The sequence below is a fragment of the Jannaschia helgolandensis genome (genome assembly GCF_900109285.1).
GTDB lineage: Bacteria > Pseudomonadota > Alphaproteobacteria > Rhodobacterales > Rhodobacteraceae > Jannaschia > Jannaschia helgolandensis.
This window is the reverse complement of record NZ_FNZQ01000001.1, coordinates 453892-477512: the sequence shown is the minus strand read 5'-3', so window position 1 is coordinate 477512 and position 23621 is coordinate 453892. Positions and strand designations below refer to the sequence as shown.

Here is a 23621-nt window from a genome sequence, read left to right as displayed (position 1 = left end):
GTCGATCCCGAGTTTCCTAAGCGATGACCCCGGTAAACCCAATGCTTGATGGCTCCGGGGAGCGATGAAGTGTGACTGTATTCTCCTTTGCCCGAGAGATGGACTTGTGATGCCGTTGAAGTTCAACGACCTTCATGCAAGGCGATGTCGGTGTCGCATCGGGTGCGGGTCGATCCGCAGTCGCTCCGATTGACGAAGGAGAGAGGTCCACACGGTGCGACGGTTTCTGGGTGCCTGCCGAAGTGCGAAAGCGCCGAGCCGCTGGTTTGGCGCGCGCGCAGACCTGTGAAGCGTCCCGGCATACTCTATCTGACGCGCACCGGGCTGGCGGATCCGTTGGGTCAGAGTCAGGTCATGAGCTATCTGCGCGGGCTGTCGCGTAATCATGATATCACGCTTCTGACTGCCGAAAAGATCGACGATGCCGATGATGCATCCCACATGGCCGCACTGCGGGCCGATTGCGCGGCGCATGGCATCGACTGGCGACCGCAGAGGTTCCGGGCAGGCAGGATTGGCGCGGCCCGAAATTTCGCGACGATGTTCAAAGTTGCGATGAGGATCATGCGGCAGAAGCCTATCGCCCTGATCCACGCCCGGTCCTATATTCCTGCGGCCATTGCCCGGGCCCTGTGGCGGCGGACCCGCGTTCCGTTCGTATTCGACATGCGCGCGCTCTGGCTGGACGAGATGATCGAAGCGGGTCGCCTGACGGCCGGGTCGCCGATGGAACGGGTTCTGCGACGTATGGAACGGCTGTGCCTTCGCGATGCCGCGGGCGTGGTATCCCTGACCGACGCGGCGGTTTCACACCTGCAAGGCATCTACCCGTCCGAGCTTATCGGCCAACGCATTGTCGTGATCCCGACCTGTGCCGATCTGGACAGGTTCCCGATGCGCCCGCCACCCGACGCGCCGATGGTGTTCGGTTGCGTCGGGTCGGTCACGTCCGGCTGGTTTCGTCTGGATTGGCTCGATGCGCTGTTCGCGGCAGCGGCGTCCGATGACCCCACTGCCCTATTCGAGGTCGTAACTCGCGACGACTCCGATGTCGTTCGCGCAGGCCTGCCCAATGTACCGACCGCGCGACTGACAATCGTGTCGGTGCCGCCGGAAGACGTGGCGGCGCGGATCGCTGGCCACCACGCCTCGGCGATGTTCTACGCCACCGGACCGGCCAGACTGGGGTCTTCTCCTACGCGATTGGCGGAAATCCTCGCCACGGGCCGCCCGGTGATTGCGAACGCGGGCGTCGGCAATGTCGCGGACATCGTAACCGGTCATCGTGTCGGCGTGCTGATGGCGGATTGTACCATGGATGCGGCGCGCGCCGCGCTGTCCGATCTGTCGGCCCTGCGCCATGACCCCGACCTGCCCGACCGCGCCCGTGCCACGGCCGAGACGCTGTTCTCGCTGGAGGATGGGACGCGGGCCTACGCAAGTCTTTACGATACGATTCTGGGGTCTGCATCGTGAAGCTCGTGATCCTGTCGCGATACGACGCCGTCGCCGCGTCATCGCGATTGCGAACCGCTCAATACGTCCCGTTTCTCGAAGCCGAAGGGTTTCAGGTTTCGACCCGCCCGTTCTTCGATGCAACCTATATTTCGGCTCTCTATGGCGGTGGGTCGCGCAAAGCGCATCTGGGTCGATATATCCGAACCCGTCTGGCGGATTTGCGCGCCGCTGGCTCTGCCGATGTGATCTGGCTGGAAAAAGAGGCTTTGCCTTGGCTTCCATGGCTTTTGGAGCGTCCGGCATGGCCGCGGGATGTGCCGGTAGTATCGGACCATGACGATGCCGTCTTTCACCGCTATGACCACCACCGCCGCGCGTCTGTGCGTGGGCTTCTGGGTGGCAAGATCGACGGGGTGATGGCTGCATCGCGCATCGTCATGGCGGGCAATCCCTATATCGCCGACCGCGCAAGGACCGCCGGGGCCGGTCGGGTCGAGGTCGTGCCGACAGTCGTCGATTTGTCGCGCTATCCGGCCAGCCCATTGCCCCCGCCGGACGGTGGCCTGCGCGTGGGCTGGGTCGGGACGCCGATGACATGGGCAGATCATGCCGCGCCGATGCAACGTCTGATCGTGGACGTCGTGATCCCGCGTGGCGGCCTGTTCCGGGCCATCGGGGCGCGCGGCACGTCAGAGATCGAGGACGGCATCGAGTATCTGCCGTGGTCCGAAGATACGGAGGTCGAGGCGATCCGCGGCATGGATGTGGGCATCATGCCGCTGGACGACAGCCCGTGGTCGCGCGGGAAATGCGGGTACAAGCTGATCCAGTACATGGCTTGCGGACGACCGGTCGTGGCATCGCCTACGGGCGTGAACACCGAGATCGTCGAACATGGGGTGAACGGCTTCCTGGCCAGGACCGCAAAGGATTGGCGCGACGCATTGATCACGCTGCTGGACGATCCGGCCCTGCGTGCGCGGATGGGGGCCGCGGGGCGCGCCAAGGTGGAGCGTTCCTATTCCCTGCAGGTCTGGGCACCCCGGGTCGCGGCGCTGCTGCGCGGGGCGGCAGGGTGATTGTCTATCTTTTGCCTTTTGTGGCCTTGATGCTGCTGCGCTGGGGGATTGCGCCGTATCACCGGCTGCGCGATCAGCTCTATTGGATCATCATGGCGGCGATGTTCCTGTTCGTGGCGTTCCGCTTCGAAGTCGGTTGCGACTGGTCCGGATACCTCAATCATTTCGAGATTGTCGGCAGCCCCTCCTATGATCGGTCTATCGTTCGGCGGGATCCGGGTTGGTGGCTGATGATCGAGACGATCGGGGCAGCCGGCCTGCCCTACCCATTCGTCAACGTCGCCACCGCGATCATCTTCTTTGCCGGCGTTCACGCGCTGGCCAGACGGCAACCCGATCCGTTCGCCTTTCTTGCATTCCTGTACCCGGTCCTCGTGGTGAATATGTCGATGGGCGCGCTGCGACAGGCCATCGCGATCGGTCTGGTCTGCGTTGCATTCACGGCGATGATGGACCGCAGGGTCGTCCGCTTCGGCATCTGGGTCGGACTGGCCAGCCTGTTCCACCAAAGCGCCCTGATCTTCGCGCTTCTTCTGCCGTTGGTCGGGGGCCGTTACAATTGGACAAGACTGGCAATGGCGGCACTGCTGGCCATTCCCGGCATCGTTTTCCTGTGGTCCGGCGAAGCAGTCGCGATCGCGACCGCGCGCTATGTCGATACGGACCTTGTGGCGCAGGGTGCGATCTTCCGCGTCATGTTCATCGTTCTGTCTGGGCTGGCCTTTCGCCTGTTCCTGCGCTCGGCATGGAAGCGGGCCTGGCCGGAGGATTACGATTTCGTCCTGATCGGAAGTCTCGGGATGATGGCAATGGTCGCGATCCTTCCCGTCTCGACGGTTATCGCGGATCGGCTCGCCTATTATCTGGTTCCGGTCCAGGCTGTGATCTTTGCGCGCATTCCGTATCTTCCGACCCGCGACAGCCGCAGGGTTCTGGCGACCGTGCCCTGGGTCGCGCTGCTCGCGCTTTTCGTCGTCTGGATGGCGACCTCCGATCACTTCGAACAGTGTTTCGTCCCCTATCAGACCTGGATCGGGGGATATCCCGATGTTCAGAGGTTTCCGTTGTGACCGACCCGACCCACCGTAGTCCTTCTTGCGGACCGCGCGGCCCCCTGCGGATCGTGCTGACCGCAAATACGGGCTTCAATCTTGTGAACTTCCGCGCCGGTTTGATCGCGGCCCTGCTGGCCGACGGGCACGAGCTTGTCGCGCTGGTTCCGCCGTCGATCCATGACGGCGAAATTGCCGCCATGGGATGCAGGGTCGTGCCGCTGAAGATGGACGCCAGGGGTCTGAATCCCCTGTCGGAGATTGCGCTGATCTGGCGAATGCGGCTGGCATTTCGGCGGCTGGCCCCGGACGTGGTGCTCAGCTGGACGATCAAGAACAACCTCTATGGGGCGCTGGCGGCCCGCCCGTTGGGAATTCCCGTTGTTCCGAATGTAACAGGGCTGGGAACCGCCTTTGCCAGACGGGGGTCAATGCTGGGCTGGGTGGCGGGAAGGCTCTATAAAAGGGGTTTGAAGGGTGTCGCTCCGGTTTTTGTGCAGAATGCGAACGATGCGGAACTTCTGCTCGACGGGGGCTTTTTGACCGCGGGACAGATCAAGTCGCTTCCCGGATCGGGTGTCGATCTGGTCAGGTTTGCGCAGGCTCCGTTCGCGCCATCGCGTGCGCAGGTTCGCTTTCTCATGATCGCGCGGTTGCTGCGCGACAAGGGCGTTGCCGATCTGGTGGAAGCACTGCGGATCATGCGGCGCTGGGACGTTGAAGCGCATGTCACGGTTCTGGGCGCATTCGACGACCGCGATGCGGGAATGGTCGCCGCGCGGGATCTGGAAAGCTGGCGCAGGATAGATGGGCTGGAGTTTATCGCCCATGTTGCGGACGTGCGGCCCTACCTTGCGGATGCGGATTGCATTGTCCTTCCCAGCTACTATGCCGAGGGCCTGCCCCGCAGCCTGCTTGAAGCGGCGGCGACCGGGCGTCCGATCATCACGACGGACCATCCCGGATGTCGCGACGCGATCGTGCCGGGCCAAACCGGGCTTCTCTGCCGGGTGCGCGATCCGAACGACCTGGCGCGCGCGATGACCGAGATGATCGGGATCGGTCCTCCGGCGCGTATCGATATGGGAAATGCCGCGCGTCGCCGGGCGGAGCAGTTCTTTGACGAAAGGCTGGTAATTGCCGCCTATCGCCGCGAACTCGCCGATCTGTCAGAGGATTGAGGCAAGCCCGGGACAGGGGCGCTGCCGTTACGGCAAGTCGTTGTTAACGATCCCTTAACCGTCATTACCTAAATCTTGTCGAATGTTCGACACACCGCCCCTTTCTCCCTGGATAGATCTTGCCCGTCATGGTGATTCCCGCGGGCAGCTTACTGTCGCCGAGGGTCTGGCCCTGCCATTCGATATCAAGCGGCTCTACTGGCTGCACGGCTTTTCTGGCGCGCCGCGCGGGGGGCATGCGCACCGCACTCTCTGGCAGGTATTCGTCCCTCTTGCGGGTGCTCTGACCCTGACACTCGAGACGGCGCGAGGCGCGCGGTCTTATCGTCTCGATAATCCGGCGCGGGCCTTGCTCGTCGGTCCGATGACATGGCGCGATCTTACGGATTTCGCACCGGAGACTGTTTGCCTGGTCATGGCATCCGCAGCCTATGAAGAAGCCGACTACATTCGCGATCACGCTGCCTTCCGGGTCGCCGTGCGTCATGTCACCTTCAGTCCGACAACCGCATGACACCCCCAGAGGGCGAGATATTGGCCCTGACGGGATTGCGCGCAGTGGCTGCTGTCTGGGTCTTCGGCTTTCACCTGCATATCCGGGCACCGATTGTCGACGGACCGCTGGCGGCAATTTTTCAGGCGGGCGCGGCCGGTATGACGGTATTCTTCGTACTGTCGGGGTTCGTACTGACGCTTGCCTGTCGTGACGGTCCGGATCTGCGCAGGTTTGCGCGGGCCCGGATGGCCCGGATTTATCCGCTCTATGCACTGGCCGCCGTGATGGCGCTGCCGTGGCTTCTGTCGTCGGACCAAAGTCCACTTGCGATCGCGACCACGGTGCTGATTTCGGGGCTTATGCTTCAGGCATGGTTTCCAAATCTTTTCAATATCTGGAACCACGCCAGCAGTTGGTCCCTGTCGGTCGAAGCCGCATTATATACCGCATTTCCGGCGGTGCGGCATGTGCTGCACGCGCTGCCGGAACAGACGCTGATATGGGTCATACTGACGACGATGATCTTCTCGGGGATGATTGCCGGAACCTATTATATCTTTCCGAACGGGCCGGGGTTCGCCTTTCAGTATGCCACCCCGATCTTTCGTTTGCCGGAGTTTATGGCCGGTGTCGCCTTCGGCCACCTGGCCCTGCGCGGCGTGCAGGTGCCCGGGTGGTTGCCGATGCTCGGCGTTCTTGCGTTCGCGACGTTGATGATCGGTGTCGAAGGACAGGGGTTGCCGACGATGTGGGCACCGCTGCTGATCCCGGTCGTCGGGATGGCGGTCCTGCATCTGACACATACCCCAAACGGCCTGCTTTCGGCGCGTCCCGTGGTCTGGTTCGGCCGCATCTCCTACGCGTTCTACCTGTTCCAGTTTCATGTGATCCTCGGTCTGCCGCGCCTCGTCGATCTGTCCGCGCCGTCGTACTGGCTGGTCACGATTGTGCTGACGCTGATCATCGCCACAGCGGCCCATTACCTGGTCGAACGTCCGGCCCGACTTTGGTTGCTGCGCACGCGCCCTCTGCCGAGGGGGCGACCAGCGTGAACACCCTTTATGCGAGACTTCCCATGACGCTTTCGGGGCCGGTCGTGTCCTTGCGCAGCATCACGCCCGGCGATGCAGCCTTCGTCCACGGTCTGCGCAGCGATCCGGTATTGGCGCGCCACCTGCATCCGGTCACGGGCGGCATAGAGGGACAGGTCCGGTGGCTGAAAAAGGCCGAAATTCGTGGTTACTACGTTATTGCAGGCCCGACCGGCGATTGCGGTCTCTTGAGGTTGTCGAATCTTTGCGACGCAGGCTTCACCTGGGGCAGCTGGCTTTTGCATCCGGCAATGAAGCCGCGGCGCGCAGCCCTCGAATCGGCCTTGATGGTCTATCGTATCGGGTTCGACCTGTTGGGCCTGCCGAAGGCCACCTTTGACGTGCGCCGCGCGAACACTGCGGCGCTGGCCTTCCACGACAGGTTCGGCGCGACCCGGATCGGTGCGACCGAAACCGATATCCTGTATCGCCTGACCGCATCGGACTGGAACCGTGCAGCTCCCGGTCTGCTCGCCGCGCAGGAGAGGATTGCCGTGTGACCGCGACCCTGAAGCGCAGCATACCGTTTCTCGATCTTGCCGCCGCAAGCCGCGAACTGGCCCCCCGGATCGAGGCGGCGCTTTTGCGTGTCGCCCGGTCGGGGCAGTATATCGGCGGTCCCGAAGTCGCCATGTTCGAGACGGATTGGGCCGCGTATTGCGGTGCGAAGCATGCGGTCGGCTGCGGTAACGGACTGGATGCCGTGACACTTGCGCTGCGCGCCTGCGGCGTGGGACCCGGCGATGGCGTCATCGTCCCAGCGCATACTTTTGTCGCCACCTGGCACGCCATCGCGGCCCTGGGTGCACGGGTGCAGCCGGTCGCCGTCGATCCGGTCACAATGGTGATGGACCCGAAGGCCGCCGCCGCCGCCATCGACTCCACGACCCGCGTGATCTTGCCCGTTCATCTCTATGGTCAGCCTGCCCCGATGGATCGGCTTCTGGCCCTTGCGCGCGACACCGGTCTGAAGGTGGTCGAAGATGCGGCGCAGGCGCATGGCACCCGGTTTCGTGACCGCCCCATTGGGGCGCATGGCGATGCCGTCGCCTGGAGCTTCTATCCCGCCAAGACGCTGGGCGCGTTGGGCGACGGGGGCGCGGTCACGACCGACGACCCGAAGATCGCCGATCGTATTCGCCGCCTGACCAATTATGGTGCGACGGCAAAGTACGACGCGGTAGAGCTTGGTATAAACTCTCGCCTCGATCCGCTTCAGGCGGCGGTTCTGGCCGTCAAGCTGCGGCATCTGACGACCTGGGTCGCGCGGCGGGCCCGCATTGCCGGGATCTATGCCGAGGAGTTGGCCGGAACCGGGCTGGTCCTGCCTGTGACGCTACCCGGTACCGACCCGTCCTGGCACCTCTATGTCGTGCGTCATGCGCATCGGGACCGACTGGCGGCACGATTGGCAGACGCTGGAATAGGCACCGGGATACATTATCCGATTCCCTGTTATCGCCAGGGCGCGCACCGGGGGATTGGTATCAACAGACAGGCTCTGACACAGGCGGATCGCATTTCGGAAACGGTTCTCAGCCTGCCGATGGGACCGCATCTGCCCGAAGAGGATGCCAGGCGCGTAGCAGATGTTTTGCGGGCTGCGCTATGACCTCCCTGCGCCCTCTGTTGGCCGCTTTCGCCGTTACCGGATCGGCGCAGGTCGCGATCCTGCTGATGGGACTGGTACGATTCAAACTGGTATCGCTGTGGCTGGGACCGGCCGGGCTGGGCGTGCTTGGCCTGATGCTGGCGTTACAGGCCTTCGGATCGCAGATAGCTGGGCTTGGCCTTGGCCCTGCGACGGTCCGCATGATTGCCGCACGCCCGCACCGTCTGACGCGCGCGACGCTGCTCTTGCCGCGCGCGGCTATCGTTCAGGGCGGCATCGCCGCCGTGGCGGTCTTCGTCTTTCGAGTGCCGCTGGCAGGCTGGCTTCTGGACGATCCGACACGCGGGGCCGAAGTCGCGTTTGTGGGTCTGGGCATACCTGTCGCGCTTCTGGCCGGGGCCGGCACCGCCCTTTTGCAGGGACAACGGCGCATACACACCCTTGCCCGCGTCCAGGTGACCGCCGCCGCCGCTGGCACCGTCCTGGCATTGGCCGCGATCGCGAAATGGGGCGCGGCTGCCTTGCCTGCACTGGTTCTTGTGCCGCCTGCCGTGCTGGCCTGCCTGGTCTGGATGGTTCCGGCGCGGCCTGCGGCGACAGGTGCCCGGCCCGGTCCGGCGCTCTGGCCCCGGCTGGTGCGACTGGGCATGGCGACAGTAGCCGGAACAGCTTTTTCAGCCATGGTCCTGCTAGTCCTGCGGGCGCAGATCGCCTCCCGATTGGGGCTGGATGCGGTCGGTCTGTTCACTGCGGCATGGGCGTTGGCGGTAACGCAGGCCGGATTTGTCCTGGCCGCGATATCTGCCGATTTCTATCCCCGTTTGACGGCCCTGCTGTCGCGCCCTGCCGAGGCACGGGCGCTGATCGACACGCAAATCCGCCTCATACTGGCGTTGGGCGCGCCGGTCCTGGTCGTATTGGCGGGGCAGGCGGATCTGGTACTGACCCTATTCTATTCCGAAGCGTTTCTACCGGCGGCACCGCTTCTGGGCTGGATGGCGCTTGGCACGATCCTGCGACTGCCTGCCTGGGCCATGGGCTTCGCCATGCTGGCGCGGGGGGCGGGGGGCATATTCTTCTTGGCCGAACTTGGTTTCGCGATGCTGTGCCTCGGGCTATCGCTGATCCTGATGCCGATATTGGGTCTGACCGCCGTCGGCGTCGGATTTGCGCTCGCCTATGGCGCCTACCTGGCGGCGGGGCTGATCTGGGGGGCTGCACAGGCGATGTCGCCAGGTCCGGTCCCGTTGATCCTGACAGCGACTGCCCTGTTGCTGGCGACGCTCTCCCTCAATGTGCCTGCGCTGACCTGGCTGCTGGCCATTATACAGGCGGCCTTGGGTATTTTGGCCCTGCAACCCGCCGCGTTCTTTCGGAGGCATCCCGCATGATCGACCCGCCTCGGGTCACGATCGTCGTGCCCGCTTACAACCACGCCGATCACGTGGCCGATTGCATCGAGAGTCTCTGGGCTCAGGATTATCCTAACCTTGAAATCGTGGTTTGCGACGATGCTTCACCCGACGGCACGCTGGCGATCCTTCGCGATATGGCAGCGCGCTCTCCGGTGCCGATGATCCTGCTGGAAAATGTCTCGAACAAGGGCGTTTGTGCCAGTCTGAACCGCTGTATCGCGGCTGCCGACGGCGATTGGATCGGCATGATCGCCTCCGACGACATGTATCTGCCGACTTTCGTATCCCGCAACATGGCTGCCGTTGTGACCGAGGCGACCGATATGGTCTGCATGCAAAGCGCGGCCATCCGGTTGCGCAGGGATGGCGTCCGTATTCGGCATCGCCCGCCCTTCGGAAAACCGCTCGATGGCTGGGTCATGGAGGATATTGCCCTGGGACGCGGCTGGATCAACGCCCCATCGTTTTTCGCCAGTCGCAATCTCTTCGATGCGGTCGGCCCATTCGATGAGTCGTTGACCTACGAGGACCTGGATTTCTACTTGCGAGCGGCGCGGATCGCGCGTTTCCGCTTTCTGGACACCCCGCTGATCATCAAGCGAGACAGCCCCGGTGGGCTTGGGCATGTGATCACGCAGCGGTTCGAAGACGGGTTTCGGATTCTCGACAAGAATCTCAGGGCCGAGTTTCCGGATCTCTGGCTCCGCGCCACCGACCTGCGCGAGCGACGGCTTGCGCGGGGGTTCGGTCGGCAAGGGGATCTGACATCGTTACGGCGGTTAATCGGGCGCGACCGGGAGCGGCGGAGAGCCTATCCACGGGGACTGTGGATCGCGGCGATGCTTGGGGCCATGGCCGGTATCGGTGTCGCCATGGTGGGCAGAGGGACTATCGGGCATGTCCTTCATCGGCTGCGTCTGCTGGCCCGGCCCGCGCGATCTCAAAGAAGGCGCAAGACGTCGACATGAATGATTTCGAAGGCGGCCTGGCGATAACGTCCGAATTCTGCGGCCCGTCCAGCGCATTCATTGATGCGATCTACGGTCAACGAGGTGTTCTTTTTGCGCGCCCTGTGAAAGTCGCCGTATCCATAAAACCGGAAGCGCATTTTCCAGGTGCCAAACGCGCTTTTGACCTTGTCGTTTCCCTGGCCCTGCTTCCGATACTGGGGCTTTGCGCGGTCGGACTTGCCATTGTAAACCGATCCTCGAACGCCGGGCCTCTGATCTTTCATCAGAAGCGGATGGGAAAGGATTGCAAGCCGATCCGGGTTATCAAGTTCCGCAGCATGACATCGACCCATCGTATAAATCGCCGCGCCCATGACCCGCTGGAAATCAACCGGATTACGACAGTCGGGCGGTTCATCCGTCGAACCCGCATCGACGAACTGCCGCAGATCATCAATGTCCTGCGCGGTGAGATGAGTTTGATCGGACCGCGACCCGACTATCTGCCGCATGCGCGGCACTATCTTCGAACGATTCCGGGCTATCACGAGCGTCATGCGGTCAAGCCTGGTATAACGGGTCTGGCACAGGTCGACCTCGGTTATGCGGAGGGGGCCGACGCGACACGCGCCAAAGTCGCCGCAGACCTGACCTATGTCCGCAGGCGCGGGTATGTGATGGACACCCGGATCGCGCTGAAGACGCTTCGGGTCGTGGCAAGCGGCGGTGGTCGCTGATCGCGAAAACGGGGTCGCGCCCGGGCGGCTCAGTTTGCGGCGTTCCCGGCTGCGATGACCTGCGGCACAAGTTGACTGATCGACCTGTTCCACCGCGTGATCAGCTGCTCGGCGACGAAAATCACATCACCGGGCCGCATCTGCATCCGGGTCGCGACTGTGAACATCACTGCATTCCGAGCATCGAGATGCCATGCGATCACTGCTCCCGGCTCGGCGGAATCGGCAGCCGCGCGCAATACGTAAATTTGACCGGGGTTTGCGGTTTTCGACTCGAACCCGCCGCTTTCGAACAGGGCGTCGGCCAGTGTGGCCTGTCGTCCGAAAGGCAGGGGAAACCTGCTGGGCATCCGCACTTCGCCGGTCAGATAGACATAATCGCGCTCGACCGCATCCAGCGCGAACCGGTCTTGGAAGTTGCCCCGCGTTTCATCCAGTGCCGCGCGCCGCAGGCCAACCTCGGTGGTCAACTCGGCCAGCGCTTGACTGCGCTGAGCGGCTTGTAGACCGGCGCGCTGGATCTGCTCCGAGAAATAGGCCTGCGCCCGATCCAGATCAAACTCCTCGCCGACGAAGACACTGTCGCCCGCGATCAGAACCGTTTTCTGGAGGGCTGGCCGGGACAGGTAATCCGCAATTGGAATCCGGTAAAGCCGACCATCTCGATAGATGCGGATCAGCGCGAAATCGAGGTTGCCCGTTGATACGCCACCGGCACCAGCCAGAGCCGCATCCAATGTCAATTCGGTCAGAGCGACCGGAACGACCGTCGGGTTGGCGACCGCACCACCGACTGATACGCGCCCGGAGTTGAACTCCGCCACTTCAAGGCTGAACGTCGGGTCGATGTTGTTGGCAACAAGGGCCTGGAACAATGCGTCTTCGGCTCCCTCGAGGGTCAGTCCGGCAACCGGAACTCGCCCGATGTCGGGAATGGCGATCGCACCGTCGCTACGGACCGTATAGCCCTGACGCCGGTTTGCGGCGGCCAGCAGGCCCGAAAGTTCTGCGGCGGTTGAACCGTCGGAGCGGGTGGCCAGTAACAGGACGTCCCCGATGCCGATCGCATAGGACCCGGATCGCACCGCTGGCGGGGCGTCCAAAGCCAGCGGCCCGGGGCGCACCGGGCGCGACAATGCGGCGGGCGGCACCGCACCAGGCGCGCCCAGGTCTGATCCGGCCCCGGCATTGGCCTCGAAAACCGCAGGCAGGGCACGGGGGACATAGGGAGTAGAGTTGGCGGTCAACACCGAGTCCGCCGTCAGCGACAGGACGCGGACACCGGGTGCATCGCGCGGCACAGATGACGATGAGTAGACTGCGCCGCATCCCGTCAGGGCAAGACATGCCAGCCCGGTGATCATGGTCCTGATCATGTTGTCATTCCGATCGGCGACGCGAGCCGATGTGCAGCAGTCATACAGCGCGCCCGATCAAGCAGTATCCAAGATTCAACAAGAATATGCACGACCTCCGAAACGGTTTATCTTCAATTTCATAAATGTATTCCACACCGCCCAAGGGCATTTCGGACCTGCCGTATGGTTCTCGCGTAATAGTTAAAATTTGGTTTAATTTGGAGAACTGACCTCGGGCCGCTTGGCCCCGTTGGTTTACCGGGACGATCCATGCAGGCCGCCCCGGTGATTTCCAGTCAGACCGACAGATCCAACCCATTCAAACCCGCTCTCCAGGCATCCGCGATCAGCTGGCGACCGGCCGTGTTCGGATGGATGCCATCGCCTGTATCGAAATCCGCCGCCAAAGCGCCCGTCCCGTCGTCCATCGCGGCGACATGCGTGGTGATGCGGGCGTCGACTCCCGTGACGGGAGTTGTCCCCTGACCCGCAATGGCGGCATTTATTGCCAGCCACTTATCCTGAGCTGCCGGTTCCTGTGCCCCGTAGATATCCAGAAGACGCTGCCGTGCAGGCGTCATCTGGGCAATCAGCACGGGAGCGGACCCGATATCTGCACGTACGGTATCGACCAGCATCTGAAGCCGGCCAATGGCGGAATTCGCTGTCTCGGACGGGTCGAGGTCGTTCAATCCAAGCTGGATCAGGACGAAACCGTCAAGCGCCTGCGTTACATTCGCCGAGGTCCAGGCTGCCATCTGTTGCGCAATGGTCTGTCCTGGTGCCGCCAGATCCTGCATGGCTCGCGCGCCGTCGAGAAGGCCGAGGACCGAGGGAAGCCCCGCATAGGATGCGATGGAACTGTCGCCCAGGATCCATGCCGTTCCCGCTGCGGGTAATTCCTGTCCTAAGCGGGCCGAGATTTTTGCCAGCTCAACTCCGGACAGACCGCGATCGATGGCCAGACCGCCGTGAAACAGGATCGACGACTTCAGGACATTCGACCCGGAATAGCATAGCAGCGGCTGATCGCCCTTTACCCATGTGGCGGTCTGGACGTCGCGCCCGACTTCCCTGCCATCCCGCAAGAGAACGCGGTTGGACCCATCCCAGACATAGGCCATGGACGTCACCTGCCCGAGTGTCAGCGCGTCCGCGGCAATCAGGGTGACCGGGTTGTGTCCGGAGATGCCGAAGCGCGGTTTGCGCCCGCTACCATTGCCGAACCCTGCGCTTAGCCCACTCGACAGCGATTGATCCCCCAGGATCATCGGGTAATAGCCATTCGCCGTCAGGGCCACGATACCGACGAAGCTCGTGGCGGTCTGCGACAAGGCAGTCTGCGGCACGGTCATCTCGTCATCCGTACCGTCGAACTCCAGCCAGCCCCTGATGCCATCGGTCCGCCACAGCGGCCGCCGTTCGGCAATCGTCTGCAACGCGTCGTGGCCCTTGCCGCTCTGGTCGACCATGCGACCAACAGGGTCGCCATCTGCCACGACTGGAAGGGTTCCGGCGGCATCCTGAAACAGTGAAGTGACGTCTGACGGATCATAGGTGAAACCCGTATCGCCCTCAGTGAACAGCGCGCGGGACCAATGCCCTGCGCGCCGCACTCTTCCCCGAAGCACGTCCGATGTGGAAGTAATTGCGAAATCGAACCTCATGCGATGAACAGTGCATGGATGCCGGTGGCGGTCGTGCCGGTTGCGCGGACGCGGCGGGCTCGCACCGGCAGGACCGACAGGTCGCCGACGATAATTGTGCGAATCTCGTTCGATGCGGTCACGATGGACAGGGCACCGCCCGTTTCTATGTAAAGCGCCGCAGCGACCTGCGGCAGGTCGGTCTCGTCCGCAGGCAGGACCGGAAGAATGTCCGAAGCGGGGCCCGTCGCTTCCGGAATGCGGTTCTTGAAAGGATCGTACATGAGGATGCCTCGTCAGCTGCCCCCGCGCCCGAAAGACCGGACGGCGGCGCGCAACCGAGGGCGAATGGGGCGCGCTACGATCGGGACACTCTGAAGGAGCAGTAAACGAAACCTTAATGCCAGCAGATGATCGTGTCTCGGTGACCAGCCGTTGGATGCCTCACGATTTGAATGCCACCGGACCGGATATGGACAGCCTGACGGTCGCAAAGCCCAGGAATGGGTCGGTCAGAGAGACTTGACGCCGGTCCAACGCTCGGGTTCGCCTAGAGCATCTTCTTTTCAATCCTTAACCAGTGGGAGGTAGCTGTCTCAGGTGACTAATGCCTTGAATGTCCTCCTGCCGGAATTGAAGGCATATGCCGGGTCTCTTTGCGGCGATCCTGCGGAGGCGGAGGATCTTGTTCAGGATGCCATCGAACGTAGCCTGAGGGCGAATAGTGCCCCTGCCGAGATGTCACAGCTTCGTCCATGGATGTTCCGGGTTATCAGGAACCTTCATTATGACGAATTGCGAAAACGGCGAGTCAGAAGGGAATACTTTGCGTCCGAGAAACGTCTATCGAATGGACTCGTCGGGGTCGATGTCGCACGCGATACGCTCGTTCGAATGGCGTTCGAACGACTCCCACCGGCGATGCGGGAAATCGTATTCCTCGTCGATGTGATGGGCTTGAGTTACGCGGAGGCGGCAACGGTTATTGACGTACCGCATGGCACCGTCATGAGCAGGGTCAGCCGGGCCCGCAGGGCGCTGCTGGCCAGGATCGAGGACCCGGCGGAGACGCCGAGAGCAAGGACGCAGAAGACATGACCATCGAGGATAGCGATTGGGAGCTGGCGAGCGCCTATCATGACCGGGAGCTTCCCGAGAGGGATGCTCGTGCCTTCGAAGGCCGACTGAAGCATGAGCCGACGCTGGTCGCCACGTTGGAGGAGATTCGTTCTCTCTCTTCCTCTCTCGCCATGCTGCACCCCGGTGCCAACCGTCCCATGGTGCCCGGCCCGGAGCGGCGGTGGCCGGTCCGAACCGGGCTGACGGCTGCGATCGCGGCAGGGCTTGTGGGACTGGCATTGCTGATGGAATGGCCAACGCAGACCCCTACACCGCTTGAGGTGCATGCGGGCTTTGCGACGATGACCGAGGCTCGGCCAGCCGCCGTCGTGCCCGTTGCGGTAAGCATCGCTGCTGACTGGCCCGACCTTGAATCGGCGAACCTGACCACTGTCGCCGTCCGGGACCTGCCCGATGGTGCCGCCGCATACTACGTCGGTCAGAACGGGTGTCGCCTGTCTTATTTCCGGATGCGCAAGGCGGGCGCCTTGCCGACGCAAGACGGCATACAGGCGACCGCATGGTCCACGTCCGACGGTACGTACCACCTTGTTGTCGCCACGGGCATGGACGCCGGGAAATTCGAGGCCATAGGGACGTATCTGCGACAGATCGCCCTGCGCATGTCGGCCCCTTCCGTGGTAGCCGCCGTCCGGAGCGCTGCCCAGGCGGCCGGCCCCTGCATCGGGTGAGTTGTGCTCAGTTCATCGGAGCAGGAAAATTCGGCCGGTCGACGCCGTAATGCTCCGAGAGGTAGTCGACGATGACAGTGTAGTCCGGCTCCTCGATTTCCTGCATGCCCTGCTCCTCGACCATCCAGTCGAGCATATCGACCCATTTATCCCGGCTAAGGCCCTGCTGCGCGACGATCCGTTCGGAATGACAAGCGGTACAGGTGTAGAAGGTTTCTTCCACGCCGGGGGCTATGAACAGCGCCCCGAATTCCGGGTCTTCGCCCGCGCCGACCACCGCAGGGGTGAACGTCATGGCGAACAGGATCGGCCACAATATATTGATTTTCATTAATGTCTCCAGATTCTTATCAGTGGGGCGACGCATTTGCCGCCCCGCTGCAGATGCTCAGCTGACCCGAATTCCGACGCGGTGCATCGTGTTGTTGAGATAGCCCTTGGGATTCCAGTCGATCGCATGCGGCTGCATCTCGCCGGTATTGTCCGTGGCCCGGGCCCAGACTTCGTAATAACCGGCCTGCGGGAAGGAAATATCGGCTCGCCAGTTCTGCCAGGCACCTTCATTGACAGCCGGGTCCAGATCCGTCGGCTGCCAGGTCGCGCCGAAGTCGATGGAGACCTCGACGGCATCCACGCTCCGATCGCCGGACCACGCATGGCCGCGCACTTCCGTCTCCATGCCGATCTCTGCACCGTTGGCCGGGAACGTCACAAGCGACTTCACCGGCATCCGCTCGATGATGACGAAGTCCTCCGTCGCAACCTCCTCGCCCGGGGCAATGGGGCGGTTCGGGACACGGTAGGACGTGCCGGTCATCTTCGCGCCGTCATGGACCTGGTCTCTCAGCTGGATTCGCGTCAGCCATTTCTGCGCAGTCGATGCGGGCCATCCCGGCACAACCAGACGCAGCGGTGCACCGTTCATCGGATGCAGGGGGCCGCCGTTCATCTCGAACGCTATCAGAACGTTGTCGGTCATCGCCTTGGCGATCGGAACCCCGCGCGATAGCGGCTGCTTGTCGGGGTCTCCAGACAGGTGATAATCAGCTCCGTAATGGGCGGTATAGATGACATTCGACTGTACACCCGCCGCCTCCAGTACGTCGCGCAGTCGCACGCCCGTCCATTCCGAACAGCCGACCGCGCCGTATGTCCACTGATTGCCGCTCGCCGGCGGATCGAAGGCGCTTCGCCCGTTTCCGCCGCATTCCAGTGTCAGGGCCATGGTCACAACCTCGAACCGCTCACGCAGATCTGCGATCGTCAGTTCCATCGGTGTATCCACGAAACCGTCGATCGTCAGCGTCCATGCGGCGGGGTCCATATCATCCGGAACGATGCCGTTGTTGCGGATGAAGTGTCGCGCTGTGGGCGTGATTGCATCGTCGAGCAGGTGGGGCGGCGTCTCGGCATTCACGGGACGATCGTTAAGAAGCGTCAACCCGTCCTTGCCCATCAGGACGTTCTCCTGAGCCAGGGCGGCAGGGATCAGTCCTGCGGGCATATTGCGATGGAACGGGATTACCCCACCCACCATCGCACCCATGGTCGCGAGTCCAGCCTTTCTCAGAAATCCCCTGCGATCCCCGTGCGTCACGCGCCCGAAGAAGGCGCGGTCCGCTGCCTCCGGATCGTCGGCGAAGAAGCCACCTACATGCGGGGCGTCAGTGTCCTTGGGTGTCATATTGTCCTCCCTACGGCTGATTATCGCCCGAAGCCTCCGCTGCGAGCGTCATGTAACAGACGTCCCAGGGCGGAGGTTTATTCCCCGGACAAATCTTACTGATCCTTGTTGCGGGACCGCCCCGGCCCACCGGCACATTCCACGCAGAGGAAACTGGGAAATCCAAACGGGCCCAAGTCTTGCCCATACCTTCGTAATGTCATCTCAGATCGGAAGAGGGCGCGAAAACGATCTGCAGTGCAAAAGCGATCATATGGTCCTGTAAATCATCGAACCGTCAGTGCCTGAACCGCTTCGGATGAATTTCGATGCATCTTATCCTGGATATCAGCCAAATTACGGACTCAGCGCCTTGCCGAGTTATTTTGAACGTCGGATGCGATGTACATATCTGGCAAAACGCACCTGACTGATGTGAGTTGGAACCAGAAATTACAGTTGGTGATCCCGGCAGGAGTCGAACCTGCAACCTATCCCTTAGGAGGGGATTGCTCTATCCAGTTGAGCTACGGGACCCAAGTCCGCGTGATAGCGCTGCCTGCCGCGTCTTGTCCACCGCCCCCGGCACGGGCTATCGTCCGTCGACCCGGTACCCGGAGACCGATGTGACCCGCAAAAACACCCGACACCAACATCTTACATTGCGCGACGTCTCCGAAGCGTCCGGTGTCAGCGAGATGACTGTCAGCCGGGTTCTCCGAAACCGCGGCGACGTCAGCGACAAGACACGCGCAAAGGTGATCGAAGCGGCCAAGAAATTGGGCTACGTGCCCAACAAGATTGCCGGTGCGCTGGCGTCGAACCGGGTCAATCTGGTTGCGGTGATCGTTCCCAGCCTGTCGAATCTGGTGTTTCCCGAAATGATGGCCGGTGTGGACGAGATATTGGGCGACACGCCGCTCCAACCGGTGATCGGAACCACCAATTACGACCCTGCGAAAGAGGAAAAGACCCTTTTCGAAATGCTGTCATGGCGTCCGTCGGGCGTCATCATCGCTGGTCTGGAACATACCGATGCCAGTCGCGCAATGCTGGCAAATTGCGGCGTTCCCGTGGTCGAGGTGATGGATGTCGACGGCGATCCTGTGGATGCTGCGGTGGGCATCAGTCACTGGCGCGCGGGTTATCAGGTCGGCACGGAAATCGTCGCGCGGGGTTATCGTCGGGTCGGTGTCCTGGGCACCAAGGTCGACGGTGATCATCGTGCCCGCAAGCGGCTTGAAGGGCTGGAGCGTGCGCTGGCCGAAGCGGGTGTGACCGTCGCGGACCATATGGCCTATTCCGGCTGGTCCGGCTTCGCCAAGGGGCGAGAGATGACCAAAGCCATGCTCGAGCGCACGCCAGATCTGGATTTCCTGTTTTACACCAACGACCTGACTGGTGCGGGCGGGTTGTTGTATGCGCTGGAAATGGGGCTTGATGTTGGCGACACGCTGGGGCTGGCCGGATTCAATGCCTTCACTTTGCTGGATGGGTTGCCGCGCAAACTGGCCACAGTCGACAGCCGACGTCGCGAGGCCGGGCAGGTCGCCGCCCGCATCGTCGCGGGAACTCACGTCTTCGACAGCGAGGATCGGCGCATCGAACTCGTTCCGACCTTCATTCCCGGCGATACCCTGCGTCCGGTCCGGATCGATTGACCTGAAAATAGAAACAATCTTCGGATATGTGCCTATTTTCGCCTCATTTCGATGGCAAGCGACTGATGACGCCGCCATGACTTCGCGAGAGCACGAGCGACAATATCAATGCGCGATCGAATATGGCGGGCCCGGCCATCCCGTTTGATCCGCAAGACCGAGACCGATGGTATCCGCGCTCTCAACCGGTGACGCGGGCACCATGCAAGCCGAAGGACGTCTGACCCATGAACATGCAAATCGAAGCCAATACATTCAACTTCCAGCACACCCGAAGAGAGGGTGTGTTCAGAACCTGGTTTCGGGGCGAACATACCAACTTCAATCCCGACTTCGAAAAGATGGCCGAGGCAGACTCAGCCCTGAGCTGGGTCACCCAGGGGTGGGAGCCATCGGAGCGGATCGTCAAACCGGACACCAAGATCACTGCATTCGGATCTTGTTTTGCGGCCAATATCTCGAACTGGCTGGCATCGCGGAATTACGACATCCTGACGCGCGACGAAGGGTCGAACGCCTATGTCGTGAAATGCGGCGAAGGCATGGTGAACAGCTTCGTCATCCGTCAGCAGTTCGAATGGGCCTTCGAGGGCAAGAAATTCGAGGAGGCGCTGTGGCATGGTTACGAGGCCGAAAGCTATGGATACGACGAGGAGATCCGCAAACAGACCCTCGACATCTTCTCCAAGACCGACCTTTTCATCCTGACCTTCGGCCTGTCGGAAGTCTGGTATGACGAGGTGACGGGCGGCGTCTTCTGGCGGTCCATACCGCAGGAGGCCTACGATCCCGCGCGCCACAAGTTCCGCGTCACGACGGTCGAGGAAAACAAGGACAATATCCGCGCGATCTATGATCTGATCCGCAAGCACCGTCCCGACGCAAAGATAATCACCACGCTGTCGCCGGTGCCGCTGATCGCGACGTTCCGACCGGTATCCTGCATTTCCGCCAATTCGGTCAGCAAGGCGGTGCTGCGCGTTGCCCTGGACGAATTGATGCGTGAATTGGGCGACGACGGCTATCTACACTACTGGCCCAGCTACGAGATCATCACCGACGTCTTCCATTCGCCGTTCAAACAGGACCGGCGGCATCTGCCCAAGGCGGTTCTGGACTTCATCATGATGCTGTTCGAACAGGTCTGGTGCGACAAGCAACCCACCGATGAGGAAATGCTGAAACACTGGATTGCCGCGCTCTCGTCCGCCGGATTGATTTCCGACCGGTTGGAGGCCGTCGTGCGCGATGACAATCTCAGGGCGCTCAAACGGATCATGGGCAAGCGCAAGGTTGCCCGGCATCCCGAGGCGGAGGAGGCGGTCCGCGCACAGCTGGACCGTCTTGAAGCGTTGCTGTCTGCGTGAACGCATCCGACGTGTCCGAGATTGATGAAACCCCCGTCCGCGACAATGCCCTAACCGCGATCGAAAGCCTTCCCAAAGGCGCGCGCGGGGCAGAGGTCGGAACTCATCTGGGCCGAACGGCGCGTGCGCTGGTCGAAATCGCTGCGCCCCGCACGCTCACGCTGATCGACCCGTGGAGAGAGGACGAAGGACAGGACGCGCGCCCCTTCGCCTATACTGCCCCGCAAGCGGAACGGGATGCGCAATACGCCGCCGTCACGACCGCCTTCCCCGACGCTACAATCCTGCGGCAGACCTCTGTCGAGGCGCTGTGCGCGATGCGGGATGCCACGCTCGACTGGATCTGGCTGGATGGAAACAAGCAATATGATATGATCCTTGCCGATCTGGAGCAGGCCGTTCGCATAGTGCGACCCGGCGGTGTGATCGCGGGGGGAGGTTGGCATTGGGGCGCCGAAATGGGACGCCCTGTGCGTGAAGCGGTCGGCGACATTGCCGCCCGTCTGGATGACGCGGAGGTGCAGCAGGCCGGACAGTTCTGGTCCCTGACCTTGCCCGAAACCGTAATCCTGCGCGCCAGGCCGACGGACGAGCGGTTTTTGATCATTTCGACCATGAAGAACGAGTCACCCTACGTTCTCGAATGGATCGCGCATCACCGCGCCATCGGATTCACCGATTTCCTGATCTTCACCAACGATTGCGACGACACCACTGATCCGATTCTAGACCGATTGGAGGAGACGGGCGCGGCCGGCGGTGTGCTGACACATCAGGTCAATACCGTGCTGCAGCGCGGCCCGCACAAGTCGGCATTGAAATGGGCGCGCGATCACGTGCTGCGCCACAAGGCCAGCTGGATACTGATCGCGGACGTTGACGAGTTCATCAATATCCGATGTACGGACGGCACGATTCAGGGTCTGATGCGCGTGTTAGGGCCTGAAACGGATGTGGTCAGCTTCCCGTGGAAGATCTTCGCCAATGGAGGAGTGGAGGCCTTCAAGGACAAGCCGCTGACTGCCCAGTTCCACATCTGCGAGCCTGTGCCAAAGCGCGGCGGTCGCAAGATGCGCGATGTGAAGACCATGTTTCGCAAGCCCGAGGCGATGTATCATTTCGGTTTGCACCGCCCCCGTGTGAAAGACGACTGGCAGGATAGGATTGTCTGGAAGTCACCTACCGGCGAGGACATCTCGGGTCGGATGAACAAGGGCAAGACCTGGACAATGAAATGGGACGGCTGCCAGGACGCGGCCTACATGCATCATTATCCTTTGCGGTCGATGGAGAGCTATATTCTCAAGAAGAACCGGGGCCGGGCGAACCATATCAACGAAGATCTTGGTCTCGAATATTGGGACAAGTGGAATCTGATCGGCGGGCGCGACAAATCGCTGATATCAGGTGCGCCGGGTTTCGCGCAGATGCTGGCCGACCTTCGATCTGACCGTAAAATCCGACAGTTGCACAAGAAAGGGGTCCAGTGGCACCGGGATCAATTCGCGGAGTTGATGAAAGAGCCGCGCTATCGCGCCCTCTGGGATGAAATGAAGGCGCGCGAGGCGGCCTCGAAAAAGCCCAGGGCCGAAGCCACGGACGCATAGACCGGACCGGGTGTCATCAGCACTCGGGCAGGTTCACGGCCAAACCACCCTGACTGGTTTCCTTATATTTCTCGGACATATCGCGCCCGGTCTGGCGCATCGCCTCGATGCAATTGTCCAGCGGCATGAAATGCGTGCCGTCACCGCGCAGCGACAGCGAGGCCGCAGAAACCGCCTTGATCGCACCCAAACCGTTGCGTTCGATGCAGGGCACCTGCACCAGGCCGCCCGCCGGATCGCAGGTCATGCCCAGATGATGTTCCAGCGCGATTTCTGCGGCATTCTCGATCTGCATGCTGGTGCCTCCAAGTGCTGCACACAGCCCCGCCGCCGCCATTGCCGAGGCCGAGCCGACTTCACCCTGACAGCCGACCTCCGCCCCGGAAATCGAAGCGTTGTGTTTGATAAGACCGCCGATCGCGGCAGCGGTCAGCAGGAAGGTCCGGATGCCGTCGTCGGTCGCGCCGACGCAGTGATCGCGGTAATATCGGATCGTCGCGGGCACGACGCCCGCCGCGCCGTTGGTGGGCGAGGTGACGACCTTGCCACCCGCCGCATTTTCTTCGTTGACGGCCATGGCATAGACCGACAGCCAGTCATTGACGACATGCGGATGGGCCAGGTTCTTGCCCGCTTCGTCCTGCAATTGCGCATGGATCGCCTTAGCCCGACGCTTGACCGACAGCCCGCCGGGCAAGATGCCGTCCTGCCGCAATCCCCGGTCTATGCAGCCGTTCATCGCAGTCCATATGGCATCGACCCTGGCGCCCAGATCCCGCTCCGGTGTAATCGTGCATTCGTTTTGCCATTTCATCTGCGCGATGGTCAGCCCGGACCTGGCCGCCATCGCCAGCATCTCGGCTGCCGACCCGAAGGGATGGGGATACCCGGCCTCGGCCTTGGCGGCATGCAGATCGGGTGGATCGGACAGTTCACGCTCAGTCACGACGAAGCCGCCGCCGACGGAATAATACGTCTCCTCCATCCGCAGGTTTCCGGCGACATCGAAGGCCCGCAGGACGATGCCGTTCGCATGGCCGGGCAGGGGCGGGCCCCAGTCGAAGATGACGTCGGCTTCGGGATCGAAGCGCATCGCCGGCAGGTCAGCGGGCGTCACTTCGCCAGTGCTTCGCAATTCGGCCAGTGCCGTCTCGGCGGCGTCCATGTCGACAGTCGCAGGCTCGAACCCCAGAAGACCCAACATGACAGCGCGATCGGTTGCGTGACCCTTGCCCGTCCAGGCCAGCGAGCCATGCAGTGTCGCGGTCAGATGTGCCGGTTGTCCTGCCCCCGGCTCGGGTTCGGCGCCACCACGCAGGGCCGAAAGAAAGCGCGCGGCGGCGACCATCGGTCCCATCGTATGCGATGAGGAGGGGCCGATGCCGGGTTTGAAGATATCGAAGATGCTCAGGAACATGACAGGTCGCCTTTCGGGGA

Annotated in this window: 22 protein-coding genes and 1 tRNA gene; 16 read left to right on the top strand and 7 right to left on the bottom strand. The window is 62.2% G+C overall.

Annotated features, from left to right (window positions below; all coding sequences use genetic code 11):
- Positions 1-354: 354 nt before the first annotated feature.
- The 11 genes from BMY38_RS02255 to BMY38_RS02205 all read left to right on the top strand — a co-directional run bounded on the left by BMY38_RS02255 (position 355) and on the right by BMY38_RS02205 (position 11071).
- Positions 355-1476, top strand: a complete 1122-nt coding sequence (locus BMY38_RS02255) for a glycosyltransferase (protein WP_092761093.1) — start codon at positions 355-357, stop codon at positions 1474-1476.
- A complete protein-coding gene (locus BMY38_RS02250; RefSeq protein WP_092759366.1) occupies positions 1473-2537 on the top strand; it encodes a glycosyltransferase family 4 protein in 1065 nt (354 codons plus the stop codon). The genes BMY38_RS02255 and BMY38_RS02250 overlap by 4 nt, the downstream gene beginning before the upstream one ends.
- Positions 2534-3607: an EpsG family protein gene (locus BMY38_RS02245; RefSeq protein ID WP_092759364.1), complete on the top strand. Its 1074-nt coding sequence runs from the start codon at positions 2534-2536 to the stop codon at positions 3605-3607. The genes BMY38_RS02250 and BMY38_RS02245 overlap by 4 nt, the downstream gene beginning before the upstream one ends.
- Complete coding sequence (locus tag BMY38_RS02240) at positions 3604-4770, top strand: glycosyltransferase family 4 protein (RefSeq protein WP_175495742.1); 1167 nt, start codon at positions 3604-3606, stop codon at positions 4768-4770. Before BMY38_RS02245 ends, BMY38_RS02240 begins: the two co-directional genes overlap by 4 nt.
- Positions 4771-4852: 82 nt before the next feature.
- Positions 4853-5284 carry a sugar 3,4-ketoisomerase gene (locus tag BMY38_RS02235; protein WP_092759360.1) on the top strand — a complete coding sequence of 144 codons (432 nt, stop codon included), beginning with the start codon at positions 4853-4855 and terminating at the stop codon, positions 5282-5284.
- The gene (locus BMY38_RS02230; RefSeq protein ID WP_092759358.1) at positions 5281-6318 is read left to right on the top strand and encodes an acyltransferase family protein; all 1038 of its coding nucleotides are present in this window, start codon (positions 5281-5283) and stop codon (positions 6316-6318) included. Before BMY38_RS02235 ends, BMY38_RS02230 begins: the two co-directional genes overlap by 4 nt.
- Entirely contained in the window at positions 6315-6857 is a 543-nt protein-coding gene (locus BMY38_RS02225; protein ID WP_139204634.1) for a GNAT family N-acetyltransferase, read from the top strand. The genes BMY38_RS02230 and BMY38_RS02225 overlap by 4 nt, the downstream gene beginning before the upstream one ends.
- Positions 6854-7969 (top strand): DegT/DnrJ/EryC1/StrS family aminotransferase, encoded by a 1116-nt coding sequence (locus tag BMY38_RS02220; RefSeq protein WP_245737475.1) that lies wholly within the window; start codon positions 6854-6856, stop codon positions 7967-7969. The genes BMY38_RS02225 and BMY38_RS02220 overlap by 4 nt, the downstream gene beginning before the upstream one ends.
- Positions 7966-9360 (top strand): oligosaccharide flippase family protein, encoded by a 1395-nt coding sequence (locus BMY38_RS02215; protein WP_092759354.1) that lies wholly within the window; start codon positions 7966-7968, stop codon positions 9358-9360. Before BMY38_RS02220 ends, BMY38_RS02215 begins: the two co-directional genes overlap by 4 nt.
- On the top strand, positions 9357-10352 hold the full coding sequence (locus BMY38_RS02210; RefSeq protein WP_092759352.1) for a glycosyltransferase family 2 protein: 996 nt from the start codon (positions 9357-9359) through the stop codon (positions 10350-10352). Before BMY38_RS02215 ends, BMY38_RS02210 begins: the two co-directional genes overlap by 4 nt.
- A complete protein-coding gene (locus BMY38_RS02205; protein ID WP_092759350.1) occupies positions 10349-11071 on the top strand; it encodes a sugar transferase in 723 nt (240 codons plus the stop codon). Before BMY38_RS02210 ends, BMY38_RS02205 begins: the two co-directional genes overlap by 4 nt.
- A 29-nt stretch (positions 11072-11100) precedes the next feature.
- On the opposite strand, the gene BMY38_RS02200 is transcribed toward BMY38_RS02205, so the two are convergent.
- The 3 genes from BMY38_RS02200 to BMY38_RS02190 form a co-directional block, all read right to left on the bottom strand.
- Entirely contained in the window at positions 11101-12447 is a 1347-nt protein-coding gene (locus BMY38_RS02200) for a polysaccharide biosynthesis/export family protein (protein ID WP_175495741.1), read from the bottom strand.
- Between the two features lie 278 nt (positions 12448-12725).
- A complete protein-coding gene (locus BMY38_RS02195) occupies positions 12726-14096 on the bottom strand; it encodes a GDSL-type esterase/lipase family protein (protein WP_092759348.1) in 1371 nt (456 codons plus the stop codon).
- Positions 14093-14359, bottom strand: a complete 267-nt coding sequence (locus tag BMY38_RS02190) for a spike base protein, RCAP_Rcc01079 family (RefSeq protein ID WP_092759346.1) — start codon at positions 14357-14359, stop codon at positions 14093-14095. The genes BMY38_RS02195 and BMY38_RS02190 overlap by 4 nt, the downstream gene beginning before the upstream one ends.
- Positions 14360-14687: 328 nt before the next feature.
- Here BMY38_RS02190 and BMY38_RS02185 point away from each other — a divergent pair, with 328 nt between their 5' ends.
- Positions 14688-15173 carry an RNA polymerase sigma factor gene (locus BMY38_RS02185; RefSeq protein ID WP_245737474.1) on the top strand — a complete coding sequence of 162 codons (486 nt, stop codon included), beginning with the start codon at positions 14688-14690 and terminating at the stop codon, positions 15171-15173.
- The gene (locus tag BMY38_RS02180; protein ID WP_092759342.1) at positions 15170-15886 is read left to right on the top strand and encodes an anti-sigma factor; all 717 of its coding nucleotides are present in this window, start codon (positions 15170-15172) and stop codon (positions 15884-15886) included. The genes BMY38_RS02185 and BMY38_RS02180 overlap by 4 nt, the downstream gene beginning before the upstream one ends.
- Positions 15887-15893: 7 nt before the next feature.
- Here BMY38_RS02180 and BMY38_RS02175 read toward each other — a convergent pair whose 3' ends face one another.
- The 3 genes from BMY38_RS02175 to BMY38_RS02165 form a co-directional block, all read right to left on the bottom strand.
- Positions 15894-16217 carry an aldehyde dehydrogenase gene (locus BMY38_RS02175; protein ID WP_175495740.1) on the bottom strand — a complete coding sequence of 108 codons (324 nt, stop codon included), beginning with the start codon at positions 16215-16217 and terminating at the stop codon, positions 15894-15896.
- A gap of 57 nt (positions 16218-16274) precedes the next feature.
- Positions 16275-17570 carry a sulfite oxidase gene (locus tag BMY38_RS02170; protein ID WP_092759340.1) on the bottom strand — a complete coding sequence of 432 codons (1296 nt, stop codon included), beginning with the start codon at positions 17568-17570 and terminating at the stop codon, positions 16275-16277.
- A gap of 439 nt (positions 17571-18009) precedes the next feature.
- Positions 18010-18086: transfer RNA gene (locus BMY38_RS02165), tRNA-Arg, on the bottom strand.
- Positions 18087-18175: 89 nt separating this feature from the next.
- Between BMY38_RS02165 and BMY38_RS02160 the strand changes: the two genes are divergently transcribed.
- The 3 genes from BMY38_RS02160 (at position 18176) to BMY38_RS02150 (ending at position 22184) form a co-directional block, all read left to right on the top strand.
- Positions 18176-19210, top strand: a complete 1035-nt coding sequence (locus BMY38_RS02160; RefSeq protein ID WP_092761087.1) for a LacI family DNA-binding transcriptional regulator — start codon at positions 18176-18178, stop codon at positions 19208-19210.
- 227 nt (positions 19211-19437) lie between these two features.
- The gene (locus BMY38_RS02155) at positions 19438-20577 is read left to right on the top strand and encodes a GSCFA domain-containing protein (protein ID WP_092759338.1); all 1140 of its coding nucleotides are present in this window, start codon (positions 19438-19440) and stop codon (positions 20575-20577) included.
- 11 nt (positions 20578-20588) lie between these two features.
- On the top strand, positions 20589-22184 hold the full coding sequence (locus tag BMY38_RS02150; RefSeq protein WP_175495739.1) for a class I SAM-dependent methyltransferase: 1596 nt from the start codon (positions 20589-20591) through the stop codon (positions 22182-22184).
- Between the two features lie 16 nt (positions 22185-22200).
- On the opposite strand, the gene BMY38_RS02145 is transcribed toward BMY38_RS02150, so the two are convergent.
- Positions 22201-23601 carry an L-serine ammonia-lyase gene (locus BMY38_RS02145; RefSeq protein ID WP_092759334.1) on the bottom strand — a complete coding sequence of 467 codons (1401 nt, stop codon included), beginning with the start codon at positions 23599-23601 and terminating at the stop codon, positions 22201-22203.
- Positions 23602-23621 lie beyond the last annotated feature (20 nt).

Excerpts from the sequence above, each read along its gene's own strand:
- BMY38_RS02255 (WP_092761093.1), top strand. The coding sequence starts at position 355 with ATGAGCTATCTGCGCGGGCTGTCGCGTAATCATGATATCACGCTTCTG.
- BMY38_RS02235 (WP_092759360.1), top strand. The coding sequence starts at position 4,853 with ATGTTCGACACACCGCCCCTTTCTCCCTGGATAGATCTTGCCCGTCAT.
- BMY38_RS02230 (WP_092759358.1), top strand. The coding sequence starts at position 5,281 with ATGACACCCCCAGAGGGCGAGATATTGGCCCTGACGGGATTGCGCGCA.
- BMY38_RS02215 (WP_092759354.1), top strand. The coding sequence starts at position 7,966 with ATGACCTCCCTGCGCCCTCTGTTGGCCGCTTTCGCCGTTACCGGATCG.
- BMY38_RS02210 (WP_092759352.1), top strand. The coding sequence starts at position 9,357 with ATGATCGACCCGCCTCGGGTCACGATCGTCGTGCCCGCTTACAACCAC.
- BMY38_RS02205 (WP_092759350.1), top strand. The coding sequence starts at position 10,349 with ATGAATGATTTCGAAGGCGGCCTGGCGATAACGTCCGAATTCTGCGGC.
- BMY38_RS02200 (WP_175495741.1), bottom strand. The coding sequence starts at position 12,447 with ATGATCAGGACCATGATCACCGGGCTGGCATGTCTTGCCCTGACGGGA.
- BMY38_RS02195 (WP_092759348.1), bottom strand. The coding sequence starts at position 14,096 with ATGAGGTTCGATTTCGCAATTACTTCCACATCGGACGTGCTTCGGGGA.
- BMY38_RS02190 (WP_092759346.1), bottom strand. The coding sequence starts at position 14,359 with ATGTACGATCCTTTCAAGAACCGCATTCCGGAAGCGACGGGCCCCGCT.
- BMY38_RS02180 (WP_092759342.1), top strand. The coding sequence starts at position 15,170 with ATGACCATCGAGGATAGCGATTGGGAGCTGGCGAGCGCCTATCATGAC.
- BMY38_RS02175 (WP_175495740.1), bottom strand. The coding sequence starts at position 16,217 with ATGAAAATCAATATATTGTGGCCGATCCTGTTCGCCATGACGTTCACC.
- BMY38_RS02170 (WP_092759340.1), bottom strand. The coding sequence starts at position 17,570 with ATGACACCCAAGGACACTGACGCCCCGCATGTAGGTGGCTTCTTCGCC.
- BMY38_RS02155 (WP_092759338.1), top strand. The coding sequence starts at position 19,438 with ATGAACATGCAAATCGAAGCCAATACATTCAACTTCCAGCACACCCGA.
- BMY38_RS02145 (WP_092759334.1), bottom strand. The coding sequence starts at position 23,601 with ATGTTCCTGAGCATCTTCGATATCTTCAAACCCGGCATCGGCCCCTCC.